The organism is Ruegeria sp. CG8, assembly GCF_056537165.1.
In genome coordinates this window covers 696,399-721,389 of sequence record NZ_JBQFRA010000002.1, presented here as the reverse complement: position 1 = coordinate 721,389, position 24,991 = coordinate 696,399, and the positions used below count along the sequence as shown (strand labels likewise).

General features: G+C 64.4%; 20 protein-coding genes. 15 read left to right on the top strand and 5 right to left on the bottom strand.

Annotated features, from left to right (window positions below; translation table 11 throughout):
* Positions 1–162: 162 nt before the first annotated feature.
* A complete protein-coding gene (locus ACR0EF_RS09595) occupies positions 163–1,797 on the top strand; it encodes a SulP family inorganic anion transporter (RefSeq protein ID WP_170337945.1) in 1,635 nt (544 codons plus the stop codon).
* Between the two features lie 134 nt (positions 1,798–1,931).
* Here ACR0EF_RS09595 and ACR0EF_RS09590 read toward each other — a convergent pair whose 3' ends face one another.
* On the bottom strand, positions 1,932–2,537 hold the full coding sequence (locus ACR0EF_RS09590; protein WP_170372060.1) for a flavin reductase family protein: 606 nt from the start codon (positions 2,535–2,537) through the stop codon (positions 1,932–1,934).
* A 72-nt stretch (positions 2,538–2,609) separates the two neighbouring features.
* On the opposite strand from ACR0EF_RS09590, the gene ACR0EF_RS09585 reads away from it, so the two are divergent.
* From ACR0EF_RS09585 to ACR0EF_RS09565, 5 genes are all read left to right on the top strand, one after another.
* Positions 2,610–3,104 (top strand): GNAT family N-acetyltransferase, encoded by a 495-nt coding sequence (locus ACR0EF_RS09585; protein WP_170370873.1) that lies wholly within the window; start codon positions 2,610–2,612, stop codon positions 3,102–3,104.
* Between the two features lie 54 nt (positions 3,105–3,158).
* On the top strand, positions 3,159–3,908 hold the full coding sequence (locus ACR0EF_RS09580) for an EcsC family protein (RefSeq protein WP_170337952.1): 750 nt from the start codon (positions 3,159–3,161) through the stop codon (positions 3,906–3,908).
* Between the two features lie 113 nt (positions 3,909–4,021).
* Complete coding sequence (locus ACR0EF_RS09575; RefSeq protein WP_170358225.1) at positions 4,022–4,486, top strand: NUDIX hydrolase; 465 nt, start codon at positions 4,022–4,024, stop codon at positions 4,484–4,486.
* 72 nt (positions 4,487–4,558) lie between these two features.
* The gene (locus ACR0EF_RS09570) at positions 4,559–5,014 is read left to right on the top strand and encodes a DUF1178 family protein (protein ID WP_170358227.1); all 456 of its coding nucleotides are present in this window, start codon (positions 4,559–4,561) and stop codon (positions 5,012–5,014) included.
* Between the two features lie 3 nt (positions 5,015–5,017).
* A complete protein-coding gene (locus tag ACR0EF_RS09565; RefSeq protein WP_170337552.1) occupies positions 5,018–5,656 on the top strand; it encodes an SDR family oxidoreductase in 639 nt (212 codons plus the stop codon).
* On the opposite strand, the gene ACR0EF_RS09560 is transcribed toward ACR0EF_RS09565, so the two are convergent.
* A complete protein-coding gene (locus ACR0EF_RS09560; RefSeq protein WP_170337960.1) occupies positions 5,650–6,006 on the bottom strand; it encodes a hypothetical protein in 357 nt (118 codons plus the stop codon). The genes ACR0EF_RS09565 and ACR0EF_RS09560 overlap by 7 nt on opposite strands.
* Before the next feature lie 166 nt (positions 6,007–6,172).
* Here ACR0EF_RS09560 and ACR0EF_RS09555 point away from each other — a divergent pair, with 166 nt between their 5' ends.
* The 6 genes from ACR0EF_RS09555 to ACR0EF_RS09530 all read left to right on the top strand — a co-directional run bounded on the left by ACR0EF_RS09555 (position 6,173) and on the right by ACR0EF_RS09530 (position 14,983).
* Positions 6,173–7,411, top strand: coding sequence for an aspartate kinase (locus ACR0EF_RS09555; RefSeq protein WP_170372062.1), 1,239 nt, complete (start codon positions 6,173–6,175; stop codon positions 7,409–7,411).
* Positions 7,412–7,457: 46 nt separating this feature from the next.
* The gene (gene ptsP / locus ACR0EF_RS09550) at positions 7,458–9,701 is read left to right on the top strand and encodes a phosphoenolpyruvate--protein phosphotransferase (RefSeq protein ID WP_093962727.1); all 2,244 of its coding nucleotides are present in this window, start codon (positions 7,458–7,460) and stop codon (positions 9,699–9,701) included.
* 146 nt (positions 9,702–9,847) lie between these two features.
* Positions 9,848–11,293: a glucose-6-phosphate dehydrogenase gene (gene zwf / locus ACR0EF_RS09545; protein ID WP_170372064.1), complete on the top strand. Its 1,446-nt coding sequence runs from the start codon at positions 9,848–9,850 to the stop codon at positions 11,291–11,293.
* A gap of 1 nt (position 11,294) precedes the next feature.
* Positions 11,295–13,100 carry a phosphogluconate dehydratase gene (gene edd, locus ACR0EF_RS09540; protein ID WP_170372066.1) on the top strand — a complete coding sequence of 602 codons (1,806 nt, stop codon included), beginning with the start codon at positions 11,295–11,297 and terminating at the stop codon, positions 13,098–13,100.
* A 4-nt stretch (positions 13,101–13,104) separates the two neighbouring features.
* Positions 13,105–13,740, top strand: coding sequence for a bifunctional 4-hydroxy-2-oxoglutarate aldolase/2-dehydro-3-deoxy-phosphogluconate aldolase (eda, locus tag ACR0EF_RS09535; protein WP_170372068.1), 636 nt, complete (start codon positions 13,105–13,107; stop codon positions 13,738–13,740).
* A gap of 52 nt (positions 13,741–13,792) precedes the next feature.
* Positions 13,793–14,983 carry a pyridoxal-phosphate-dependent aminotransferase family protein gene (locus ACR0EF_RS09530; RefSeq protein ID WP_170372070.1) on the top strand — a complete coding sequence of 397 codons (1,191 nt, stop codon included), beginning with the start codon at positions 13,793–13,795 and terminating at the stop codon, positions 14,981–14,983.
* Here the strand turns inward: ACR0EF_RS09530 and ACR0EF_RS09525 are convergent.
* Entirely contained in the window at positions 14,980–16,089 is a 1,110-nt protein-coding gene (locus ACR0EF_RS09525; protein WP_170372072.1) for a pyridoxal phosphate-dependent aminotransferase, read from the bottom strand. The genes ACR0EF_RS09530 and ACR0EF_RS09525 overlap by 4 nt on opposite strands.
* Before the next feature lie 144 nt (positions 16,090–16,233).
* On the opposite strand from ACR0EF_RS09525, the gene ACR0EF_RS09520 reads away from it, so the two are divergent.
* Entirely contained in the window at positions 16,234–17,016 is a 783-nt protein-coding gene (locus ACR0EF_RS09520) for a crotonase/enoyl-CoA hydratase family protein (protein ID WP_170372074.1), read from the top strand.
* A 26-nt stretch (positions 17,017–17,042) separates the two neighbouring features.
* Here ACR0EF_RS09520 and ACR0EF_RS09515 read toward each other — a convergent pair whose 3' ends face one another.
* Both ACR0EF_RS09515 and ACR0EF_RS09510 read right to left on the bottom strand, forming a co-directional pair.
* Positions 17,043–18,209, bottom strand: a complete 1,167-nt coding sequence (locus ACR0EF_RS09515; protein WP_254438855.1) for a benzoate/H(+) symporter BenE family transporter — start codon at positions 18,207–18,209, stop codon at positions 17,043–17,045.
* Between the two features lie 125 nt (positions 18,210–18,334).
* Positions 18,335–21,496 carry a valine--tRNA ligase gene (locus ACR0EF_RS09510; RefSeq protein ID WP_170372075.1) on the bottom strand — a complete coding sequence of 1,054 codons (3,162 nt, stop codon included), beginning with the start codon at positions 21,494–21,496 and terminating at the stop codon, positions 18,335–18,337.
* Positions 21,497–21,641: 145 nt separating this feature from the next.
* Between ACR0EF_RS09510 and ACR0EF_RS09505 the strand changes: the two genes are divergently transcribed.
* Complete coding sequence (locus ACR0EF_RS09505; RefSeq protein ID WP_170372077.1) at positions 21,642–23,933, top strand: xanthine dehydrogenase family protein molybdopterin-binding subunit; 2,292 nt, start codon at positions 21,642–21,644, stop codon at positions 23,931–23,933.
* A complete protein-coding gene (locus ACR0EF_RS09500) occupies positions 23,911–24,990 on the top strand; it encodes a DUF2235 domain-containing protein (protein WP_170370863.1) in 1,080 nt (359 codons plus the stop codon). Before ACR0EF_RS09505 ends, ACR0EF_RS09500 begins: the two co-directional genes overlap by 23 nt.
* The last annotated feature ends 1 nt before the right edge of the window (position 24,991 follow it).

Sequence of the window (24,991 nt, the reverse complement as noted above, 5' to 3'; positions counted from 1 at the left end):
ATTTGGCAAGGCTTGCCGGTGTTTTTGCGCCGCACAGGCGCCACAAGGGGCGTCGCCTTGCAGTTTTTGCATGACAGCCTGCCATCGATGGGCTAGCAGACAGCGCCGAAGGCGGGTATACGACCGCCTTCGCGCGAACATTCTGACCCACAGGACCAATTCATGCCCCGAGCCTTGCTGGCAAGCTTTGCCAATCGCCTCGCCATTCCCGATCTGAGCTGGATGCCGGACGAAAAGCTGACCCCCGCCCGCCTGCGGATCGAGCTTTTGTCGGGCCTGACCGTCGCCCTGGCCCTGGTGCCCGAAGCGGTGGCCTTTGCTTTCGTCGCCGGGGTTCACCCGCTGGTAGGCCTGTATGCGGCGTTCCTCGTGGGGCTGATCACCGCGCTGATCGGGGGTCGTCCGGGTATGATCTCGGGCGCAACCGGTGCGCTGGCGGTCGTCATGGTGGCGCTGGTGGCGCAGCACGGGGTCGAATACCTGTTCGCCACAGTGGTTTTGATGGGCATCCTGCAGATTATCGCGGGGGCCATGCATTGGGGCCGGTTCATCCGCCTGGTGCCGCATCCGGTGATGCTGGGCTTTGTCAACGGCCTGGCGATCGTGATCTTTCTGGCGCAACTGGGCCAGTTCAAGGTGCCGGGCACCATGGAAAACACCGGCCACGGCATGAGCGGTGGTGAATGGCTGTCCGGGATGCAACTCTATACGATGCTGGGGCTGGTCGCGCTGACCATGGCGGTGATCTGGGTGATGCCGCGCATCACGCGCATTGTGCCAGCGCCGCTGGCGGGCATCGTCGTGGTGGCTGCGCTGGTGATCGGCATGGGGCTGGATGTCCCGCGCGTCGGAGACCTGGCCTCGATCGAGGGCGGCCTGCCGAAATTCCACATCCCCATGGTTCCGCTGACCTGGGAGACGTTTGAGATCATTCTGCCCTACGCCGTCATCCTGGCCGCCATCGGCCTGATCGAATCTCTGCTTACGCTGAACCTGGTGGGCGAGATCACCGGCAAGCGCGGTGGTGCGTCGCAGGAATGCATCGCGCAGGGCACCGCCAACGTCGTGACCGGGTTCTTTGGCGGCATGGGCGGCTGTGCGATGATCGGTCAGTCGATGATCAACGTGAAGTCCGGCGGCCGCACCCGCATCGCGGGGATCGCTGCCGCGCTGTTCCTGCTGGTGTTCATCCTTGTCGGCTCGCCTCTGATCGAACAGATCCCGCTGGCCGCGCTGGTTGGCGTGATGTTCATGGTGGTGATCGGCACCTTTGCCTGGAACTCGTTCAACATCCTGCGCAAGGTGCCGCTGACCGACGCCTTCGTCATAGTTCTGGTCACCGTCGTCACCGTGATGGAAGACCTCGCCGTGGCCGTCGTGGTCGGCGTCATCGTTTCGGCGCTGGCCTATGCCTGGAACAACGCCAAGCGCATCCACGCGGTTACCCGCGACTCGGAAACCGAGAAAGGCGCCAAGGTCTACGAGATCAAGGGGCCGTTGTTCTTCGGCTCGTCCGAGGGATTTGTCGAACTGTTCGATGTCCAGAACGACCCGGAAACGGTGATCGTGGACTTCGCCGACAGCCGTGTGGTCGACCAATCGGCCCTGCAGGCCATCGAAAACATCGCTGCAAAATACGAGGCGGCAGGCAAGCGCGTCATGCTGCGCCATCTCAGCCGGGATTGCCACAAGCTGCTCAAGAAAGCGGGTCACTTGATGGTCGACAGCGACGATGACCCGGATTACGGCCTTGCGGTCGACTATTCCGTTCGAACCGGCATTCTGGGCGGCCACTGAGGTAATGCGAGGCTCTGCCTCGCGCTCCGGGATATTTTAAACCAGATGAAGACCGCGCGAGCCCTTCATCTGGCCCAAAAATACCCCGGGGGAGTCGCGCATAGCGCGGCGGGGGCAGAGCCCCCAAACCCGGCTCAATCGTCTGGACGATTGAGGGAAAACAACTCCGTCACCACCGAGTAGTCGCGATACCCAAGCCGCGACAATGGTTGAAAGGTGGTGACGTCGAACTTGCCGTCCTTCAGGCAGTCATCGCGCAGGTGCACGCCGACGACCTCTCCGAACACCACGCGGTTGGCTTCGCCGGGCAGCGTGACGATCTGGGTCAGTTTGCATTCCAGCGCGGCAGGGGCGCCTTCGATGCGGGCGCATGGGATGGTTTCGCATTCCACCGGAGTCAGGCCGGCGTGGGCGAACTCGTCCACCTCTTTCGGAAGGCTGGCCGAGCTTGCGTTCATCGCATCCCGATAGGCGTGGGCCACCACGTTGACGCAAAAGACACCGGTCGCCTCGATATTGGCGATACTGTCCTTCCCGCCGTCCTGGTCGTGTTTCGTGCCGGTGGAGGCAAACATCACCTGCGGCGGCGTATAGGCAACCCCGTTGAAGAATGAATAGGGCGCCAGATTGTTGATCCCATCGGCGCTGCGGGTCGAGATCCATCCGATCGGGCGCGGCGTGATGATGGCGTTGAACGGGTTGTGCGGCAGTCCGTGACCGTCTTCGGGGCGATAGAACATCTGATCTCCAAGCGTTTGCTCAAGGCCTAGCGAAGTGCTAGGGCGAATGCCAGAGTCGAAAAGAGGGCCGCGGTGCAGCAGTTCGGGATCAGGCCGGAAGAGCCGGAGGATTGGTGGGAAGTCGAAGCCCTCTACGACCTGTGTTTTGCACCGGGGCGCGAGGCGCTGTCGTCCTACCGCTTGCGCGACGATGTTCCGCCAGTGTCTGGGCTGTCGATGGTGGCCCGTGACGGGCAGGGCATTTTGGCTGGGGCCATCCGATTCTGGCCGGTTCATGTTGGCGCACACGACGCGCTTTTGTTGGGGCCCGTTGCCGTCCACCCGACCCACCAGGGGGAAGGTTTGGGTGGTTTTCTGATCCACGAAGGTATCGAAGCCGGGCGGGCCAAAGGGTGGGACCGGGTCATGCTGGTCGGTGACGCGCCCTATTATTCACGCTTTGGGTTTGCCCGGCTCGAGGGTGTTAAGATGCCCCCGCCAACCAACCCGGATCGGGTTCTCGGGCTGGATTTGACCACCGGCGCATGGCACGGAGTGAGTGGTTCGGTGACCCGCTGGACGCGCTGATCTATTGAAACGGCGTTGTGAAATGCCAATGTTTCAGGGTCAGGAGGACACCGAATGAATGACGTCGTTCTCGTCGGAGAAATCGACCCCGACGCTGAGTTGGACCGGTTGGCAAGCCACTACCGCAGCGCGGGCGGCAGCGGCATCCGGTTGCTCAATCGTCTGGGTGGATCGGCTGAGTCGCTGCTGGAACAGCTGCCTGGTTCGGTGCGCGATGGGCTTACCGGTGCAACCGAGCAGGCCTTGTGGCTTGCAGTTCGTGCCGCTGACGGATCGCGCCGCGCGGTTCCCGACCAGAAGCCGTGGGTCAACACCGCCATATCGACCACGATGGGCGCCGCAGGTGGGGCTGGCGGCCTGACGACGGCGTTGATCGAGCTTCCGGCGACCACGGCCATGTTGTTGCGCTCAATACAGGGTGCCGCATCGCGTGAAGGTTTTGACCCCTCGGCAAGGAACGTGCAGTTCGATTGCATCCGCGTTTTGTCGGCGGCAGGTCCCTTGGCGCATGACGACGGCGCAGACATGGGGTTCTTTTCGGTCCGACTGACCGTGACGGGCCCCGCTCTGCAAAAGATCATTGCTGCTGTCGCTCCGAGGTTGTCGGTCGTTTTGGGGCAGAAACTGGCGGCACAGACCGTTCCGGTATTGGGGGCCTTGGCCGGAGGCGGCGCGAACTACCTCTACGCCCGGTACTATCAGCAGATTGCCCGTGTGCATTTCGGCCTGCGGCGTTTGGCGATCGATGCCGATATTCCGCATGACGAGCTTGTGCAGCGTCTGCAACGTCGCATGTTGGCCTGACCCACAGTTTCAAAATTGGACAGAACCGCAGGATGTGGTATCCTGCACCTAATCGGCCCGCAAGATAAGTGGCCGAAAACAGGCAAGAAGAACGAAACAAGAGGCGGGGCAGCGTGAAAAGCGCAGGGCTGTCACCAGACATTCTGTCCGAAACCGGGGCATTTCCGGTTCTGCCGCAGTCTGCGGCTCTATGCTACCGGCTTCGGCGCGGGGTGCCTGAGATATTGTTGATCACGACCCGGGGGTCGGGGCGGTGGATCATCCCCAAAGGCCGCATGATCGACGGCCTAAGCGGGTCTGAGACCGCAGCGCAGGAGGCCTGGGAAGAGGCCGGTGTGACAGGCCGTTGTGAGACGCGCAGTATCGGGCAGTTCTCTTTCGACAAACACCATCGGGATCTGGGGCGGGTGACATGCGTCGTTGATGTCTACCCGTTGCTTGTTGCCAAGACGGCGGATCGGTTCCCCGAGGTCGCCGAGCGGCGGCGTAGATGGATGCTGCCGGAAAAAGCAGCACAAGCGGTTTCGATCGGCGGGCTTTCCGGGCTGTTGCTGTCAAATGCGCTCAATCCTCATTGAACCGCCTCTGTAAAGACTTGATATTGCCATGTCTGTCAGTATCTATTGGCCCACCGACATTTTGGGCGACAGATGATTCAATATTCACTGAAATGCTGCAATGGTCACGCGTTTGACAGTTGGTTCCAGTCTGCGGACGCTTACGACAAGCTGTCCAAGGCTGGAATGGTCTCTTGCGCGACTTGCGGCAGCACCCAGGTCGAAAAGGCGATCATGACGCCGCGGGTCCAGTCTGCGCGCTCATCTGCTGAAATGCCGCGCGCGGAGAACAGTGATCGACCCGAAGCCCAGCGCCAACCGACCAAGGCCGAGATAGAGCGCGTTCTCAACGCCCTGCGCGCCAAGGTCGAGGCGAATTCCGATTATGTCGGCCGCGAATTTGCGCGCGAGGCCCGCAAGATACATCTGGGCGAGGCCCCGGAGCGCGCCATCTATGGCGAGGCCAAGCCGGAAGAGGCCAAGGCCCTGATCGAAGATGGGGTTCCCGTGGCCCCTCTGCCGTTCATTCCAAGCCGAAAGACGAACTGAACCGTGCATCTTGTTATCACCGGCGCCAATCGCGGCATTGGGCGTGCTCTTGCTGAATGCTATCGTGGCCGCGGCGATACTGTCACCGGCACCGCACGGGACGATTCCGCCGATATTCGTCTGGACGTTACCGACCCGGCGCAACAGGCGCAGATGGCGCGCAAGTTGGATGGCCAGCCCGTAGATCTGTTGATCTGCAATGCAGGTGTCTATCTGGACAAAGGCCAAACAATCGACGGCTACCCGGCCGAGATGTGGGGCCAGACCTTTGCGGCCAACGTCACCGGGGTGTTTCTGACCATTCAGTCCTTGTTGCCCAATCTGCGTGCGGCGCGCGGCAAGATCGCGATCATCTCGTCGCAGATGGCCTCGCACACGCGGGCGCCCGGGGGCAGCTATATCTATCGGGCCTCCAAGGCGGCTGTGCTGAACCTTGGGCGCAACCTGGCGGTGGATATCAAGGACGATGGCATCGCCGTCGGCATTTATCACCCGGGATGGGTGCAGACGGACATGGGCGGTCAGGCCGCCGACATCACCGTGTCACAGGCCGTTGCCGGGTTGACCGAGCGTTTCGATGCGCTGAGTTTGGACTCCACCGGCTGCTTTGAAACCTGGGACGGGCAGGCACATCCTTACTGAGCGGCCAGCGCTGCCTTGGGGATCTCGTAGACTTCACCGGGATCGATGAAGATCACCAGAATTTCGCCCCGCGTTTCCGAAGTGATCTTCGACGTCGAGCTGCTGGAATCCGGCTTTCCATCGGTGAAATAGATGCGGCGTACTTCCCCAGTATCCAACTGAACCGCCAGGGTTGCAGTGCCATCATCCTTGCGCCGCAACTCGGCAGGGCAATTTTTCAATGGCTGACCCGCCAACGCGGCGCAGGGGACCGTTCCCAACGCGTTCTGGCCGTCCGTTCCGGACAGTGAAGCCACCTGGGCCAGAGCCGGGCTGGACATCAGAGCACAGGCGAAAACAAAACGCAGCATGGTATTCCTCATGGTTTAAATCCTTGACGATACGCTGACATTGCTGCCGGTCCTTGTAAAGCGTTGCGCTGCAGTGTCCTGCCGTTCTATGTGCCCTTGCTCTTGTGTGTTGCCTCGCATAAGACGCTCGGGACCGGAAATCCAAGGCGCGGAGACATTTGCCCCCATGCCCGTACTCGTGATGAAATTCGGCGGCACATCCGTCGCCAACCTCGACCGCATCCGCCGCGCTGCCAAGCGCATCGGCGTCGAAGTGGCCAAGGGCTATGACGTCATCGTCATCGTGTCGGCCATGTCGGGCAAGACCAACGAATTGGTGGGCTGGGTCGACGAGATCTCGCCGCTGTATGACGCGCGCGAATATGATGCCGTGGTATCCTCGGGCGAGAATGTCACCGCCGGTCTGATGGCGCTGACGCTGCAGGAAATGGACATCCCCGCCCGAAGCTGGCAGGGCTGGCAGGTGCCGCTGCTGACCGACGGCGCCCATTCGGCGGCGCGGATCCTTGATATTCCGACCGACAACATCAACCAGAAGTTCGGTGAGGGCATGAAGGTCGCCGTGGTGGCGGGCTTTCAGGGTATCAGCCCCGAAGGACGGATCACCACGTTGGGCCGGGGCGGTTCGGACACCACCGCCGTTGCCTTCGCCGCCGCCTTCGGCGCCGAGCGCTGCGACATCTACACGGATGTGGACGGCGTCTATACCACCGATCCGCGCATCTGCGAGAAGGCGCGCAAACTGGACAAGATCTCGTTCGAGGAAATGCTCGAACTGGCCTCGTTGGGGGCCAAGGTGCTGCAGACCCGCTCGGTCGAGCTGGCGATGCGGTACAAGGTGAAACTGCGTGTTCTCTCAAGCTTCGAGGAACAGTCCGACGAGGCCGGAACACTGGTCGTCGACGAGGAGGAAATCATGGAATCCAATGTAGTCTCGGGTGTGGCCTATTCGCGGGACGAGGCCAAGATGACCGTCGTGTCGGTCGCCGACCGCCCCGGCATCGCCGCGATCATCTTCAACGCGCTCAGCGATGAAGGGATCAACGTCGACATGATCGTGCAGAACATCTCGGACGAGGGGCGCACGGACATGACCTTTTCCTGCCCCACCAACCAGGTGGCGCGCGCCGAAAAGGCGCTGTTGGCAGTCAAGGAGCGTGGCGAGTTGAACTATGCCGAGCTGGTCGCCGACACCGATGTGGCCAAGGTTTCGGTGGTGGGCATCGGCATGCGCTCGCAGTCGGGCGTGGCGGCCAAGATGTTCAAGGTACTCTCGGATGAGGGGATCAACATCAAGGTCATTACAACCTCCGAGATCAAAATTTCCGTCCTCGTCGACCGGAAATACATGGAACTTGCCGTTCAGGCGCTGCATGATGCCTTTGAACTGGAAAAGGCGGCCTGAGCATCTCGGCCAAGGTCCCGCCTGACACCGCAGAGTAGATCGGGCGATGGCAGACGGAATGGAAACAGAATCCCGCAAGCTGCTGGGGCGGCTGCGCGAGGAGATGGCAAGCGAGGCTGCCGGTCAGGAGCGTCTTGACCGGATCACTCACCTGATCGCCGACAGCATGCGGTGCGAGGTGTGCTCGATCTATCTGTTCCGCGACGACGAAACCCTGGAGCTGTGTGCCACCGAAGGTCTTGCCCCCGAGGCCGTACACCAGACCCGCATGCGTCTGGGGGAAGGTCTCGTTGGCCGGGTGGCCAAGTTCGGCAAGGTCGTCAACGCCGCCGATGCGCCCTCCGAGAAAGGTTTCCGGTACATGCCGGAAACAGGCGAGGAGCGTTTTTCGTCGTTCCTGGGCGTGCCCATTCAGCGGCTGGGGCAGAAGCTTGGGGTTCTTGTGGTCCAGTCCCGCGCTCAACGCGAGTTTTCCGCGGATGAGGTCTATGCGCTTGAAGTCGTGGCAATGGTCCTTGCGGAAATGGCCGAATTGGGTGCGTTTGTGGGCGAAGGTGCCGCCCTTTCACCACTGCATCAGCAATCCATATTGCTGCGCGGTGGCCCGGCACAGGAGGGCTCGGCCGAGGGGCATGTCTGGCTGCATGAGCCGCGTGTCGTCGTCACCAACCCGATCGCCGACGATCCACATCGCGAGCTGGAGCGGCTGAACGAAGCAGTCGAAGAGCTGCGCGTGGGCGTCGACAAGATGCTTGAAATCTCGCGGGGCGGCGACACGGAACAGCTGCAGGTTCTGGAAGCCTACCGGATGTTCGCCAATTCCAAGGGCTGGATGCGCCGGATGGAAGAGGACATCGCCCGCGGTCTCAGCGCCGAGGCGGCGGTGGAAAAGGAGCAGTCGCAGGCCCGCGCCCGGATGAGCCAGGTCACCGACCCTTATCTGCGCGAGCGTCTGGCGGATCTGGACGATTTGTCCAACCGTCTGCTGCGCATCCTGACCGGGCAGGGCGGGTCGAACGGTAAAGAGCTGCCGCCCGATCCGATCCTGGTGGCGCGCAATATCGGACCGGGCGATCTGTTGGAATACGGCCGTTCGCTGAAAGGTGTCGTGCTCGAGGAGGGCTCGGTCGGCAGTCATGCCACCATCGTCGCCCGCGCTCTGGCCATCCCGCTGGTGGTGCATGTCGGACGGATTACGACCGAGGCGCTGAACGGCGACCATATTCTGGTCGACGGGGATGAGGGCGTCGTGCATCTGCGCCCCGAGGATACCGTCGTCAGCGCCTTCCGCGACAAGATGGCCATGCAGGCCGAGGCGCAGAAACGCTATGCCTCGATCCGCGAAACCCCGACCGTGACCAAGGATGGCGAGCGGATCAATCTGGTGATGAATGCCGGCCTGATGGCCGACTTGCCGTCGCTCAAGACGTCCGGGGCCGAGGGCGTAGGCCTGTTCCGCACCGAATTGCAGTTTCTGATCCGCAACCAGATGCCCAAACGGTCGGAACTGGTGGCGCAGTACAAGCGCGTTCTGGATTCGGCCGATGGCAAGCGCGTGGTTTTCCGTACGCTGGATATCGGGTCGGACAAGGTGCTGCCCTACATGAAGCATGTCGCCGAGCCCAACCCGGCGCTGGGTTGGCGCGCCATTCGCGTGGGCCTGGACAAGCGCGGCGTGATGCGGATGCAGCTGCAGGCCCTGTTGCGCGCGGCGGATGGCCGTCCTCTGACGGTCATGTTCCCGTTTGTCGCCCAGGCCGACGAATACCGCGAGGCCCGTTGGGAAGTGAACAAGACGCTGGAGCGCGAAAAGCGCTTGGGTCATGTGCTGCCGGAAACGCTGGAAGTTGGGGCGATGCTGGAAACACCATCATTGGCCTTCGCCCCCCAGAAGTTCTTTGACGAGGTCGATTTCATCTCGATCGGCGGCAACGACCTGAAACAGTTCTTCTTCGCCGCCGACCGTGAAAACGAGCTCGTGCGCCGCCGCTATGACACGCTGAATGTCAGCTTCCTCAGCCTGATCGAGCGCATCGTCGAACGGTGCGGAATTTCCGACACGCCGCTGAGTTTCTGCGGCGAGGATGCCGGCCGCCCGATCGAGGCACTGTGCCTGGCGGCGATGGGTATCCGCACCCTGTCGATGCGCCCGGCCTCGATCGGCCCGGTCAAAAGCCTGCTGTTGCGGTCCAACCTGCAGGATGTCCGCAAGATCATCGCCGACGCGCGCCATCGCGGCGAACAATCGGTGCGCCCGGCGATCATGGAGTATCTGCGCGACAACGGCTGAGGCCATGATGACCGCGAAAAAAGGCCCGATTCCGAAATCCGGGCTTGCTTTTTGGGCTTGGTCTTTCTATCCAAGCCACGAATGTTAGCGGTAACAGGGAGTCTGGCTGCAGACCGCGCCGGATTGTCCGAAGAAGGGAGCCAGCCATGGTTTCACGCGTAATCCCGGTAGATCCGTTCGACCTGGTCCTGTTCGGCGCGACCGGAGATCTGGCCCAGCGCAAGATCCTGCCGGGCCTCTACCATCGCTTCGAAGTGGGGCAGATGCCCGAAGATGCGCGCATCATCGGGACCGCGCGATCGGATATGGACGATGACGGGTTCCGCGCGCAGGTGCGCAAGTCGATTAAGGAATTCGCTCCGTCCTTCAAAAAGGACGTGCTGGACCGGTTTCTGGCCCGGGTCGAATACGTGCCCGTGGATGCGCTGGGCGAAAACGGCTGGGACAAGCTGGCCAAATCGCTGCGCCCCGACGTGGTGCGCGCCTTTTATCTGTCGGTCGGTCCGAAACTGTTTCCCGGCATCGCACAGCGCCTGCATGATCACGGGCTTGCCACGCCCGACAGCCGCATCGTGGTCGAGAAACCCTTTGGCCATGATCTGGCCTCGGCCAAGGCGCTGAACGAAGGTCTGCGCGCCTGTTTCGAAGAGCATCAGATCTATCGGATCGACCATTACCTGGGTAAGGAAACGGTGCAGAACCTGATGGCGCTGCGCTTTGCCAACTCGCTGTTCGAACCGCTGTGGAACGCGACCCATGTTGATCATGTCCAGATCACCGTGGCCGAAACCGTCGGGGTCGAAGGGCGTGGTGCCTATTACGACCAGTCCGGCGCGATGCGGGACATGGTGCAGAACCACCTGGTGCAACTTTTGTGCCTGACTGCGATGGAGCCGCCCTCGACCTTCTCGCCCAACGCGGTGCGCAGTGAAAAGGTCAAGGTGATCGAGGCACTGGAACCTGTTGCCCCGACCGACATCGCCCGCGGCCAGTACCGGGCGGACAAGGGCGGCGACGGCTATGTCGATCATGTGGGCAACCCCGACAGCCTGACTGAAAGCTACATCGCGCTGAAGGTGCGCGTGGGCAACTGGCGCTGGTCGGGGGTTCCGTTCTATCTGCGTACGGGCAAGCGTCTGCGCGCGCGTGAATCCGAAATCGCGGTGTTTTTCCGCGACCCGCCGCACACGATCTTTCCCAATGTCGGCCCGCTGCACGGCAACGTGCTGGTGATCCGCCTGCAGCCCGACGAAGGCATCACCCTGCGCACCACGATCAAGGATCCCGGCCCGGGCGGCTTCCGCCTGACGGACGTGGCGCTGGACATGAGCTTTGCCGAGGCACTGGGTGCTGATGTGCGCGCGCAGGACGCTTATGAACGGCTGGTGATGGACGTGATCCGTGGCGACCAGACTCTGTTCATGCGCGGCGACGAGGTCGAGGCCGCCTGGGCCTGGGTCGATCCCATCATCAAGGGCTGGGAAGAGCGCGGCGACCGTCCCTCGCGCTATGATCAGGGCAGTTCCGGCCCAGAAGACGCATTGATGCTGATGCATCGCGACGGACGCCGCTGGCGCCAGATCGGAGGTTGAGATGGTTCACAACGTCATCACCGATGTCACCCAAAGGATAATCGAGCGAAGCGCCGATCCCCGCCGCACCTATCTGCAGCGGATGGAGCAGGCCCGGTCCGAAGGGCCGGCGCGCGCACACTTGTCGTGCAGCGGCCAGGCCCATGCCTATGCCGGTGCAGGGGCCGATCAGCAAACGATGGCCACGACCAGCGTGGGCAATCTGGGCATCGTCACCGCCTATAACGACATGCTGTCGGCGCATCAGCCGTTCGAGCGCTATCCCGAACTGATCCGTCGCGCTGCCCGTGCCGCAGGCGGCACCGCGCAGGTGGCGGGCGGGGTTCCGGCCATGTGCGACGGGGTCACGCAAGGTGAGGCCGGGATGGAGCTGTCGCTGTTCTCGCGCGACGTGATCGCGCTGGCGGCGGCGGTGGCGCTCAGCCACAATACCTTTGACGCAGCGGTGTTCCTGGGGGTCTGCGACAAAATCGTGCCGGGGCTGGTGATCGCAGCGCAAAGCTTTGGCCACCTTCCGGCGGTGTTCCTGCCCGCCGGCCCGATGACCAGCGGCCTGCCCAACGACGAAAAGGCCAAGGTGCGCCAGAAATTCGCCGCCGGCGAAGCCACCCGCGAAGAACTGATGGCCGCCGAGATGGCCGCCTATCACGGGCCGGGCACTTGCACCTTCTACGGCACCGCCAACACCAACCAGATGTTGATGGAGTTCATGGGCCTGCACCTGCCGGGCTCCAGCTTCGTCAACCCCAACACGCCGCTGCGCGATGCGTTGACCGAGGAAGGCGCCCGCCGTGCCCTGTCACTCAGCGCGCTGGGCAACAACTACACGCCAGTGTGCCAGATCCTCGACGAACGGGCCTTCGTGAACGGCATCGTGGGGCTGATGGCCACGGGCGGGTCGACCAACCTGCTGATCCACCTGATCGCCATGGCCCGTGCCGGGGGCATCGTGCTGGACTGGCAGGATTTCTCGGACATCTCGGGCGTCGTGCCCCTGGTCGCGCGGGTCTATCCCAACGGGTTGGCGGACGTGAACCATTTCCACGCCGCAGGCGGGCTGGGGTACACCATCGGCACGCTGCTGGACGAAGGGCTGCTGCATCCCGACACTCTGACCGTGGCGGGGCAAGGGTTGCATCATTACACGCAGGAACCCAAGCTGATCGATGGCGCGCTGGTCTGGCAGGACGGCGCAGGCCACAGCCTGAACGAAAAGATCCTGCGCCCGGCCAATGACCCGTTCCAGCCCACCGGCGGCCTGTCGCGCCTGAGCGGAAATCTGGGCACCGGCGTGATGAAGGTCTCGGCCGTGGCCCCCGAACACCAGGTGGTCGAGGCCCCGGTTCGCGTCTTCCACGACCAGGACGAGGTCAAGGCCGCGTTCAAGGCGGGCGAGTTCACCGATGATGTCATCGTCGTGGTCCGCTTTCAGGGGCCCAAGGCCAATGGCATGCCCGAACTGCACTCGCTGACCCCGATCCTGTCGATCCTGCAGGGGCGCGGGCAGAAGGTGGCGCTGGTGACCGATGGCCGCATGTCTGGGGCCTCGGGCAAAGTGCCCGCGGCGATCCATGTCTGCCCCGAGGCGCTGGATGGTGGCCCGGTCGCCAAGCTGCGCGATGGCGACCTGCTGCGGGTCGATGCGGTGCGGGGCCAGCTTGAAATCCTGACCTCCGGCGTGCTGGAGCGCCCCGTCGCCACCGCCGATCTTTCGGCGCATCAATACGGGGTGGGCCGCGACCTGTTCACCACGTTCCGCAACGCCGTCGGCTCGGCCGATGCCGGTGCCAGCATTTTCGGAGCCTGAACCTATGTCCGCAAAAACCCAACGTACCCGCGAGATCTGCGCATTGGCGCCCATCGTCCCGGTTCTGGTCGTCGATGACGCCGCCCATGCCCGCCCGCTGGCCGAGGCACTGGTGGTCGGTGGCCTGCCTGCGCTCGAAGTAACCTTGCGCACGCCCGCGGCGCTGGACGCGATCCGCGCCATGGTGCAGGTGCCCGGCGGGGTCGTGGGGGCCGGCACGCTGGTCACGCCCGACGATGTCCGCGCCGCAAAAGAGGCGGGCGCGCAGTTCGGCGTATCGCCCGGGGCCACCGATGCCCTGATCGCCGCCTGCGAGGCCGAGGGCCTGCCGCTGCTGCCCGGCGCGGCCACCGCGACCGAGGCGATGCGCCTGCTCGAGCAGGGCTATGACATGCTGAAGTTCTTCCCGGCCGAAGCCTCGGGCGGGGCGCCTGCGCTCAAGGCGATCGGCGCGCCGCTGCCGCAGATAACCTTCTGCCCGACGGGCGGCGTGTCGCCCGCCAACGCGCGCGACTACCTGTCCCTGCCCAACGTGATCTGCGCGGGCGGCAGTTGGGTCGCGCCGAAACAGATGGTGGCGCAGGGCGACTGGGCGGGGATCGAAGCCCTCGCGCGTGAGGCCGCCGCGCTGATGGATTGACCTTGCCGGGCCGGGCGCTAGGGTGGGCGCCATTACAGGCAGGTTGATCCACATGACAGACAGTATTTCTTTCGCCCAAGGGCGAAATTATCTGGCCATTCCGGGCCCTTCCGTGATTCCGGACGCGGTGCTGCAGGCGATGCACCGCCCGTCGCCCAATATCTATGCCGGTGAACTGGTCGAGATGATGCCCGACCTGACGGCCGACCTGCGCCGCGTGGCCCGTACCCGGCACGAGGTGGCGATCTACATCGCCAACGGCCACGGCGCGTGGGAGGCGGCGCTGTCCAACGTTCTGGCGCCGGGGGAAACCGTGCTGGCTCCGGCTTCGGGGCGGTTCACCCATGGCTGGGCGGAAATGGCCGAGCGTCTGGGCGTCAAGGTCGAGTTGATCGATTTCGGCCCCTCCGACCCGTGGGATATGGACCGGATCGCGCAGGCCCTGCGGGCTGATGCCGACCACCGGATCAAGGCGGTTCTTGCGGTGCATGTGGACACGTCCAGCTCGATCCGCAACGACATTCCGGCGCTGCGGGCGCTATTGGACGACCTGAACCACCCGGCATTGCTGATGGCGGATTGCATCGCTTCTCTGGGCTGCGACCGGTTCGAGATGGATGACTGGGGCGTCGATGTCATGGTCACCGCCTGCCAGAAGGGGCTGATGACCCCTGCGGGCATGTCCTTCGTGTTCTTCAACGACCGGGCCAAGGCCAAACGGGCCGCGATGCCGCGCGTTTCGGGCTATTGGGACTGGCAGCCGCGATCAGAGCCCGACTGGTTCTATCAGTATTTCGGCGGCACCGCGCCGACGCACCACCTGTACGGCCTGCGCGCCGCCCTTGATCTGATCCATGCCGAGGGGATTGAGCAGGTCTGGGCCCGCCATGCGCAGCTGGCCCATGCCGTCTGGGCCGCCTGCGAGAAGTGGGCCGAGGCCGGGGCGCTGCACCTGAACGTCGGCGATCGCACGCATCGCAGCCATGCCGTCACCGCTCTGCGCTTGACCGGGGGTCGCGGCACGCCCCTGCGCAGCTATACCGAGCGGCACCTGGGCTTGACCCTTGGCATCGGGCTGGGCATGGCGGACGAGGAGTCATGTTTCCGGCTGGGCCACATGGGCCATCTGAACGGGCACATGGTCATGGGTCTGCTGGGCGGCATCGAAACCGCCATGGCCGCGTTGGAGATCCCACGCGGGTCCGGCGCGCTCGAGGCTGCGGCGGGGGTTCTGGCGGGCTAGGCGCTGCGCGCGGCCGCCAGCGCCTGCGGCAGGGCGGCGGCAAAGGCGTTCAGGTCGGCTTCGGTGCCGCAACTGACGCGGATGCAGCGGTTCTGCGGGGCTGCAAATGGCATCCGCACGAAGATCCCCTGCGCCACCAGCGCATCCAGCACCGCCTTGGCAAATGCTCCGTCGCGCCCGCAGTCGATCGCCACGAAATTGGTGGCCGAGGGCAGCGGGGCCAACCCGTTGTCACGCGCGATCGCGCCGATCCGGTCGCAGGCCGAGGCGATCTGTGCTTGTACCTGCGTCAGCCAGTCCTGATCGTGCAGGGCGGCCAGCGCCCCGGCCTGCGCCATGCGGTTCATGCCGAAATGGTTGCGCACCTTGTTGAAGGCCGAGATCAACCCGGGCGCTCCGATCGCATAGCCGACCCGTGCGCCGGCCATGCCGTAGACCTTGGAAAAGGTGCGCATCCGGATCACGCGCGGATCATCCGCCGCGACCGGCGCGGCGGTGCCGACGGGCGCGCATTCCACGTAAGCCTCGTCCAAAACCAGCAGACAGCCGTCCGGCAGAGCGTCCATCGCCGCGACGATGTCCGTGCCGCGATGCCAACTGCCCATCGGGTTGTCCGGGTTGGCCAGATAGACCAGCTTGGCGCCGACCTCGGCTGCCTTGGCGAACAGGGCGGCCGGGTCCTCGTGATCGTTGGCATAAGGCACCTTGTGGATCGTCCCGCCATAGCCCGCGACGTGGTAGTTGAAGGTGGGATAGGCCCCGTCCGAGGTCACGACCGCATCGCCCGGACCGACCATCAGGCGCACCAGATAGCCCAGCAGCCCGTCGATGCCTTCGCCGACCACGATGTTGTCGGGGCTGATCCCGTGATGATCGGCCAGCGCATGGCGCAGATCGTGGTTCTCTGGGTCGCCATACATCCAGATGCCGTCAGCGGCCTGCCGCATCGCCTCGATCGCGCGGGGCGAGGGGCCGAACACGCTCTCGTTTGCGCCCAGCCGGGCCACGAAGGGCGCGCCGCGCTGACGCTCCTGCGTCTCGGGGCCGACGAAGGGCACGGTTGCGGGCAGGGATTGGGCAAGCGGGGTGTATCTGGGTCCGGTCATGGGCGCAGATAATCCCAAGGGCATGGCCGGGGCAAGCCTTGCATGTGGCCGGGGCGTCCGCGCCGATCTGCCCTCACGTCGGGCTGGCGTCGGCTGCGGGTTTCGGGGCATGGTTTGCCCGGAACATCAAACCCGGAGGCCCAGATGGCGCGCGTATCAGTCGAATACAGGAACCACATCGCCCATGTCACCCTGACCCGCGGCGACAAGATGAACGCGCTGGATGATGCGATGATCAAGGCAATCTTGGCAGCGGGGCAAGAGGTCGCTGCCTCGGACGCCCGTGCCGTGGTGCTGTCGGGCGAGGGTAAAAGCTTCTGCGCTGGGCTCGACATGGCCAGTTTCGCGGCCATGGCGCACATGGACCCGACCGAGTGGCTGATGACCCGCAGCCATGACGACGCGAATGAGATGCAGGAACTGGCGCTGATCTGGCGCCGCGTGCCGGTGCCGGTGATCTGCGCCATTCAGGGCGTGGCCTATGGCGGTGGCCTGCAGATCGCGCTGGGCGCCGATATCCGGATCGCCCATCCCGATGCCAAGCTGGCCGTGATGGAGATGAAATGGGGCATCATCCCCGACATGGGCGGCATGGTCCTGTTGCCGAAACTGGTACGGTCCGACGTGCTGCGCCTGCTGACCTATACCGCGCGGCCCATCGGTGCCGCCCAGGCCGCCGACTGGGGGTTGGTCACCAGCCTGTCGGATGATCCGCTGACCGAAGCCATCGCGCTGGCCGAGGATATTGCGGGCAGGAGCCCCTCGGCCATCCGCGCCGCGAAACGCCTGATCGAGGTGGCCGAAACCAAGTCGCGCGCCGAGGTTCTGCTGGCCGAATCCGCCGAACAGGTCGAGCTGATCGGCAAACCCGACCAGATGGAAGTGGTGATGGCCCAGATGCAGGGCCGCAAGCCCGAGTTCAAGTAAACTCGCGGGCCGCGGCCAGGTGGGCCTCAGCCCCGCAGGCGCGTCGTCACCCCATAGGCGACGCCGCCTGCCAGCAGACCCCAGACCGCCGCGCCCAGGCCAAACACGGTGATGCCCGAGGCGGTGATGGCAAAGGTCAGGATCGCGGCTTCGCGCTCGGCCGGAACCTCGAGCGCGGCGAAGGTGGCATTGGCCATGACCCCGATCAGTGCGACGCCGGTCAACGTGCCCATCAGCATCGGATCGGCATGGGCGGCAAATCCGGTGATGGCCACGGCGAATACCCCGAACAGGCAATAGAACACTCCGGCCATGACTGCGGACCAATAGCGCTGATCCCGGTCGGGGTGGCTGTCCTCGTTCGAGCACATGGCGGCGGTGATGGCCGCAAGGCAGGTCGCCGGCGCGCCGAAGGGGGCCGACAGGATGCTGGCCCCGCCCACGGCCGAGAAAAGCCGCCCTGCGACCGGGGCATAGCCAAAGCTGCGCATCACCGCGATGCCGGGTATGTTCTGCGTGGCCATCGTGACCACGAACAGCGGCACCCCGATGCCGATCATCGACGCCACCGAGAATGTGGGCGTGGTCCAGACCGGCGCGGCCAGCAGCTGGTCGGGGCGCACAGACGGTCCGTCAGAGAACAGAACGACGACCAGCGCGGCGGCCAGCACGGCGGCGGGGACCGCCAGCAGTCTGTGCACACGTCCGGCGATGAACCAGGTCAGGATCACCGGCAGCGCCTGCCAGGGGATCTCGACCGCGGCCTGAAACGGGACGATGCACAGCGGCAGCAGCACCCCGCCCAGCATCGCCTGCGCCAAGGAGGTGGGAATCGCCGCCGCCAACCGTCCCAGCGGGCGCCACATTCCGGCCAGAACGGTCAGCGCACCCGCAAACAGGAACGCGCCGATGGCACCCGAGAAACCCGCAGCCGGCGCGGCCGAAACCGCCAATAGCGCCGCACCGGGCGTGGACCAGGCCACGCTGATCGGTTGGCGGTACCACAGGCTGAGCACGATCGCAGCCAGCCCCATGGCAAGGGCGGCCATCATCAGCCCCGATGCCGCCTGCGGCCCCGAAGCGCCCATGGCGTCCAGCCCCTGCAGGACAATCGGAAAGGAACTGAAAAAGCCGACTACGGCCACGACCAGCCCGGTTGAAACGGTCTGCATCGGCGGAAAGGGTCTGGACATGGGGGCCTCGGTGGATTGGTCCCGAGATTGCTAGCAACCGTTTGGCCCGGTGAACAGGGGCGGGTGCAAAAAACCCCGCCGGGCGTGCGCGGCGGGGTTTCGTCAAGCTGCGGAGGGCTGACGGATCAGGCGATCTCGGCCAGTCGGGCCAGCGCCTCGTTGATGCGAGCCTCTTCCTCTTCGCGGGCGGCGAGGTTGGCCTTGGCCTCTTCGACCACCTCTTCCGGGGCCGAGGCCACGAATTTAGGGTTGTTGAGACGCCCGCGCAGACCGCCCAGTTCCTTGGCCAGTTTGCCCTTGGCTTTTTCCAGCCGTTCCTTTTCGGCGCCGATGTCGATGATGTCGGCCAGCGGCAGGCCGAAGGACGCGCCGGGCGCGGCGATCGAGATCGTGCCCTTGGGCAGCGTCTCGGCTTTGGTCAGGCTGTCGATCCGGGCCAGCCGCTTGATCAGCGCCTCGTTTCGGTCCCAGGCGGCCTGGCCGTGGGCGTCGATCTCGGTCACCAGCATCGGCACGTACAGGCCCGCCGGGACGCGCATCTGGGCGCGGGCCGAGCGGGTGTTCTCGATCACCGAGATCACCCAGTTCATCTCGCGATCCGCGTCGGCGTCGACCAGATCGTCGGCGGCATAGCTGGGCCAGTCGGCATGCACCAGCATCTTGGCACGGGTGCCGGTCAGGCCCCACAGCTCTTCGGTGATGAAGGGCATGATCGGGTGCAGCAGGACCAGGCACTGATCCAGAACCCAGCGCATGGTGGCGCGGGTCTCGGCCTGGGCCTCGGCATCGTCGCCCTGCAGCAGCGGTTTGGACAGTTCCACGTACCAGTCACAGACCTTGCCCCAGACAAAGGCATAAAGCGCATTGGCCGCGTCATTGAAGCGATAGCTCTCCAGCGCCGCGTCGACCTCTTCCCGCACGCGGGCGGTTTCGCCGATGATCCAGCGGTTTACGGCGGCCTTGGGCTGCAACTCGGCCACGTCCAGTTGCGGGACGGCGTCGGTAAAGACCTCGTTCATCTCGGCAAAGCGGACGGCGTTCCACAGCTTGGTGCCAAAGTTGCGATAGCCGGTGATGCGCTCGCGCGACAGTTTCAGCACGCCGCCGATGGCCGCCATCGACGCGTTGGTAAAGCGAAGCGCGTCGGCGCCGAACTCGTCCACGATTTCCAGCGGGTCGATGACGTTGCCGGTGGTCTTGGACATCTTCTTGCCCTTCTCGTCGCGGACGAGCTGGTGCAGATAGACGGTGTGGAACGGAATTTCGTTCACCACGGCCAGCTGCATCATCATCATCCGGGCGACCCAGAAGAATAGGATGTCGAACCCGGTGATCAGGACATCGGTGGGGAAGTAGCGCTGCAACTCCTCGGTCTGTTCGGGCCAGCCCAGCGTGCCGATGGGCCACAGGCCGGACGAGAACCAGGTGTCCAGCACATCCGGATCGCGCCAGACCGGATAAACCAGCTTGGTCGGATCGCGGTCGATGGCGTATTGCGCCAGGCTCTCGGCGAACCGGTGGATCGCCTCGTGCTTGTCGGCCACCTCGATCACCGTGGCGTGGCTGAGCGGGCTGGGAATGTCGGCATTGTCATCCAGGAATTTCCCGGTGACGTCCTCGAAGCTGGCGGCGCACTCCATGACCGCGCCCCGGTGCAGCATGCCGCCTTCGTTCAGCAGCCGGCCCAGTTCGACCAGATCCAGCTCGCCGTCGTTTTCGTCATCCTTGAAATCCTCGGCCGACAGGTCCAGCCCGTACCAGACCGGAATCTGATGCCCCCACCACAGCTGGCGGCTGATGCACCAGGGTTCGATGTTCTCGAGCCAGTGGTAATAGGTCTTTTCGCCCGATTCCGGGATGATCTTGACCGTGCCGTCGCGCACCGCGTCCAGCGCGGGGCCCACGATCTTTGAGGTTTCGACGAACCACTGGTCGGTCAGCATCGGCTCGATCACCACCTTCGAGCGGTCGCCGAAGGGCTGCATGATCGGTTTGCTCTCGACCAGCGGCACCAGCGCGTCGGCGCCTTCGGCATCGGGTTTCAGCGCGGTTGATCCCAGGCGCGGATCGTCCGCGCGGGTCATCACGGCCAGGCCCTCGGCGGTGATCTCTTCGACCACCTTGGCGCGCGCCTCGAACCGGTCCAGGCCGCGCAGGTGGTCGGGCACCAGGTTGATCGCGTCGATCTCGTTCTCGGTGAATTCGCGCCCGCGGGCATATTCCTGGGCTTTGGCGGCTTCGTCTGCGTAGGGCGCGCCGTCGGCCCGCATGTGGCCGCGCGTGTCCATCAGGCGGTACATCGGGATCTTGCCGCGCTTGGCCACCTGATAGTCGTTGAAATCATGCGCGCCGGTGATCTTCACCGCGCCCGAGCCGAAATTCGGGTCGGGGTATTCGTCGGTGATGATCGGGATCTGGCGGCGATGCTCTTTCGGGCCCACCGGGATTTCGCACAGCTTGCCGACGATGGGCGCATAGCGTTCGTCCGACGGGTGCACCGCAACCGCGCCGTCGCCCAGCATGGTTTCGGGGCGGGTCGTGGCGATCGAGATGTAGTCGCGCTCTTCCTCGAGGATGACGTTTCCGTCCTCGTCCTTTTCGACGTAGGTATAGGTCTCGCCCCCGGCCAGCGGGTACTTGAAGTGCCACATATGGCCGGCGACCTCGATATTCTCGACCTCGAGGTCCGAGATCGCGGTCTCGAAATGCGGGTCCCAGTTGACCAGCCGCTTGCCGCGGTAGATCAGGCCCTTGTCGTACATGTCGACAAAGACCTTGATGACCGCGTCATGGAAGTTGGGGCTGTTTTCGTGGCCCGTGCGCGGGTCGCCGGCCGCACCGGCCATGGTGAAGGCGTTGCGCGACCAGTCGCACGAAGAGCCGAGGCGTTTCAGCTGCTCGATGATGGTGCCGCCGTATTCGCCCTTCCACTCCCAGACCTTCTCAAGGAACTTCTCACGGCCCAGTTCGTTCCGGCTGGGTTGTTGCGTGGCGGCGAGCATCTTCTCGACCTGCATCTGCGTGGCGATGCCGGCGTGATCCTGGCCGGGCTGCCACAGCGTGTCGAACCCGCGCATCCGGTGCCAGCGGATCAGGATGTCCTGCAGGGTGTTGTTGAACGCATGGCCCACATGCAGCGCACCGGTCACGTTCGGCGGCGGGATCATGATGCAAAAGCTTTCGTCGCGCGACTTGTTCGCGCCTGCCTTAAAGGCTCCGGCCTGTTCCCAGGCCTTGTAGATCCGGGCCTCGGCCTCGGCCGCGTTGAATGTCTTGTCCATCGCCATCGGGTGCGTCCTGCGTCATCGATCTTGGGTCAGCGCCTGCAATAGCGAATGGTGGAGGGAAGGGAAAGGGCCAAGCACCTCGCGCACTGGACATCCGCCGCATCAAGGCTAGGGTCGCGGTCTGAGGCAGTGAAAGGGGCGCGTCATGGAAAAGTTCGGCAAGAGCCAACCGGTCACCCGGACCGAGGATCAGCGGTTCCTGACCGGGCAGGGGCGCTACATGGACGATACGGTGCCACCCGGCGCGCTGCACGCGGTGTTCTTTCGCAGCCCGGTGGCGCATGGCGACATCACCGGGCTGGACCTCGACGCCGCCCGCGCCGCGCCCGGCGTGCGGCTGGTGCTGACCATCGATGACTTGATCGCCGCCGGAATCGACCCGGTGCTGAGCGCCACGATCCTTGTCAACCGCGACGGCAGCCGTGCCGCCAATCCCCCGCGCCACATGCTGGCCCGCGACCGGGTGCGCTTCGTCGGCGAGCCGGTGGCGATGGTCGTGGCTGATACGCCCGCACAGGCCCGCGACGCCGCCGAGCTGATCTGGATGGATACCGCCGACCGCCCCGCCAAGCTGGACCTTGCGCCGGGCGGTGAGCCGCTGCACCCCGAGGCCCCCGACAACCGCGCCTTGGACTGGGCGGTGGGCGACGAGGCCGCGACCCAGGCCGCCTTTGACGCCGCCGCCCATGTCGTGTCGCTGCAGGTGGCCGACAACCGGGTGATCGTGAACTCGATCGAGCCGCGCGGCGGCAATGCGGTCTGGTCCGACGGGCGGCTGCATTTCAGCTATGGCGGGCAAGGTGTCTGGGGGATGAAGGCGCAGCTGGCCGACAAGCTGCGGCTGGACCCTCAGGCGGTCCATGTCACCACGCCAGACGTCGGCGGCGGGTTCGGCATGAAGGCGATGCCGTATCCCGAGTATTTCTCGGTCGCGGTGGCGGCGATGCAACTGGGCCAGCCCGTGCACTGGATGTCGGACCGGACCGAGGCGATGTTGTCCGACCACCACGGGCGCGACCTGACCTCGCTGGCCGAGCTGGCCTTTGACGAGGATCTTCGCATCACCGCCTACCGGGTCCACAGCCGCTGCAACCTGGGCGCCTACAACAGCCATTTCGGTCAGGCGATCCAGACCAACCTGTTCAAATGCGTGCTGCCCGGCGTCTATGACGTGCAGAAAACCTATCTGCGGGTCGAGGGGTTTTATACCAACACCACTCAAGTCGATGCCTATCGCGGTGCCGGCCGACCCGAGGCGATCTATGTGCTGGAGCGCGCGATGGACCGCGCCGCGCGGGAACTGGGCGTCGACCCGTGGGAACTGCGCCGCCGTAACTTCATCCGGCCCGAGGCTTTTCCCTATGTCTCGGCCACCGGTGAAACCTATGATGTGGGCGATTTCGGATTGGTTCTGTCCCGCGCCGCCGAACAGACCGCCGGTTTCGCCGCGCGCAAGGCCGCCGACGCCGAACGTGGTCTGATCCGGGGGCAGGGGCTTTGTTACTATATCGAAAGCATTCTGGGTGACCCTTCCGAAGGCGCAAAAGTCGAATTTTGTCAGGACGGAACAGTGAACCTTTATGTCGGGACGCAATCGAACGGGCAGGGCCATGAGACGGTCTATGCCCAGTTCCTGTCGGATCAGACGGGGATTCCGGCCGACCGGATCCGGGTCGTGCAAGGTGACAGCGACCGCATGGCGCAGGGCGGCGGCACCGGCGGGTCGCGCTCGGTTACGGTGCAAAGCGCGGCGACGCTGGTCACGATTGACCAGATGATTGCCGCATTCACGCCCTATCTGGCGGATAAAATGGGGGTCGAGGAAAGTGATGTGACCTTCGACCATGAAACCTTCCGCGCGCCGGGGTCGAACCTGACGCCCACGCTGATCGAAGCGGCCGAGATGGCCCGCGCGGATGGCCGCACCGACCTGCTGCAGCACGAGGCCCGCACGCGGCTCGAGGCGCGCAGCTATCCTAACGGCGCCCATGTTGCCGAGATCGTGATCGACCCGGAAACCGGCACGACGACGGTCGACCGCTATACGGTCGTCGATGATTTCGGCAATCTCATCAACCCCATGCTGGCCGAAGGGCAGGTGCACGGAGGGGTGGCCCAGGGCATCGGCCAGGCGCTGTGCGAGCACGTGGTGCATGATGGTGAGGGGCAGTTGCTCACGGCAACGTTCATGGATTACGCCTTGCCGCGCGCCGCTGACATACCCATGATTAGGTTTACCTCGGCGCCGGTTCCGTCAACGGCCAACCCCATGGGAATGAAAGGATGCGGCGAGGCAGGCACCGTTGGCGCATTGGCCGCGGTTGCAAATGCGGTGCAGGATGCGCTCTGGGATCATGGAGTGCGGCAGGCGGACATGCCGTTCACTCCGGTCAAGGTTTGGGAATTGTTGTCGAATGGTACTGTCGCGGTTCGGTAAGAAGATACTTGGATGGCTCGGCCGCCCCCTGCGGTCCGAGCATTCCGCCGAAACGCGCCACCGCGAACCCATCAGTCATGTCATCATCCTGGACGGAACGATGTCGACCCTGGAGCCCGGCTTCGAGACCCATGCCGGCCAGACCTTTCGGTTGTGCTGCGAAATGGGCAATCAGGTCTCGGTCTTCTATGAAGCGGGCGTGCAATGGGAGAGCTGGAAATCCACGCTGGACGTGATGATGGGGCGGGGGATCAACCGCCAGATCCGCAGAGCCTACGGCTATCTTGCCTCGCGGTACAAGCCCGGCGATCGGATCTACTTCATCGGCTATTCCCGCGGCGCCTATGGTGTGCGCAGCCTTGCCGGCGTCATCGATATGATCGGGCTGCTGCAAGCCGAGCATGCGACCGAGCGCAACATCAAGCAGGCCTACCGGCATTATGAGTGCAACCCGGGTGGGCAGGCCGCACAGGACTTTCGCCGGAACTTCTGCCACGACGGCGTCGAAATTGAGATGATCGGCGTTTGGGACACGGTCAAGGCATTGGGGCTGCGCCTGCCGCTGCTTTGGCGCATGGCCGAAGAGCGGCATTCATTTCACAACCACCACCTCGGGCAGTCCACCCGGCACGGGTATCATGCGCTGGCGCTGGATGAAACGCGAGAGGTCTTCACGCCGGTCCTTTGGTCGACCGCACCGGATTTCCGCGGCCATTGCGAACAGGTCTGGTTCCGCGGCACGCATGGTGACGTCGGGGGGCAACTCAGCGGGTTCGAGCCTGCGCGACCGCTGGCCAACATTTCGCTGGTGTGGATGCTCGACAAGGCCGAGTTGCATGGTCTGCCGCTGCCAGAAGATTGGCGCACCCGCTTTCCCACTGATCCGCAGGCACCGTCGGTCGGGACGTGGCGGGGATGGGGCAAGATCTTCCTGCTGCGCAAGCATCGCACCGTAGGTCAGGACCCGTCCGAACGCCTGCATGTCTCGGTTTCGCCCGACGAACTGCCCAAATGGGTGCACCTGCCGGCAGGACCACATTCGCACCCGGCGCAGTAAC

Coding starts and splice junctions, on each gene's coding strand:
- ACR0EF_RS09595 (WP_170337945.1), top strand. CDS start 163: ATGCCCCGAGCCTTGCTGGCAAGCTTTGCCAATCGCCTCGCCATTCCC.
- ACR0EF_RS09590 (WP_170372060.1), bottom strand. CDS start 2,537: ATGTTCTATCGCCCCGAAGACGGTCACGGACTGCCGCACAACCCGTTC.
- ACR0EF_RS09580 (WP_170337952.1), top strand. CDS start 3,159: ATGAATGACGTCGTTCTCGTCGGAGAAATCGACCCCGACGCTGAGTTG.
- ACR0EF_RS09570 (WP_170358227.1), top strand. CDS start 4,559: ATGATTCAATATTCACTGAAATGCTGCAATGGTCACGCGTTTGACAGT.
- ACR0EF_RS09560 (WP_170337960.1), bottom strand. CDS start 6,006: ATGCTGCGTTTTGTTTTCGCCTGTGCTCTGATGTCCAGCCCGGCTCTG.
- ACR0EF_RS09555 (WP_170372062.1), top strand. CDS start 6,173: ATGCCCGTACTCGTGATGAAATTCGGCGGCACATCCGTCGCCAACCTC.
- ptsP (WP_093962727.1), top strand. CDS start 7,458: ATGGCAGACGGAATGGAAACAGAATCCCGCAAGCTGCTGGGGCGGCTG.
- zwf (WP_170372064.1), top strand. CDS start 9,848: ATGGTTTCACGCGTAATCCCGGTAGATCCGTTCGACCTGGTCCTGTTC.
- edd (WP_170372066.1), top strand. CDS start 11,295: ATGGTTCACAACGTCATCACCGATGTCACCCAAAGGATAATCGAGCGA.
- eda (WP_170372068.1), top strand. CDS start 13,105: ATGTCCGCAAAAACCCAACGTACCCGCGAGATCTGCGCATTGGCGCCC.
- ACR0EF_RS09530 (WP_170372070.1), top strand. CDS start 13,793: ATGACAGACAGTATTTCTTTCGCCCAAGGGCGAAATTATCTGGCCATT.
- ACR0EF_RS09525 (WP_170372072.1), bottom strand. CDS start 16,089: ATGACCGGACCCAGATACACCCCGCTTGCCCAATCCCTGCCCGCAACC.
- ACR0EF_RS09520 (WP_170372074.1), top strand. CDS start 16,234: ATGGCGCGCGTATCAGTCGAATACAGGAACCACATCGCCCATGTCACC.
- ACR0EF_RS09515 (WP_254438855.1), bottom strand. CDS start 18,209: ATGTCCAGACCCTTTCCGCCGATGCAGACCGTTTCAACCGGGCTGGTC.
- ACR0EF_RS09510 (WP_170372075.1), bottom strand. CDS start 21,496: ATGGCGATGGACAAGACATTCAACGCGGCCGAGGCCGAGGCCCGGATC.
- ACR0EF_RS09505 (WP_170372077.1), top strand. CDS start 21,642: ATGGAAAAGTTCGGCAAGAGCCAACCGGTCACCCGGACCGAGGATCAG.
- ACR0EF_RS09500 (WP_170370863.1), top strand. CDS start 23,911: ATGGTACTGTCGCGGTTCGGTAAGAAGATACTTGGATGGCTCGGCCGC.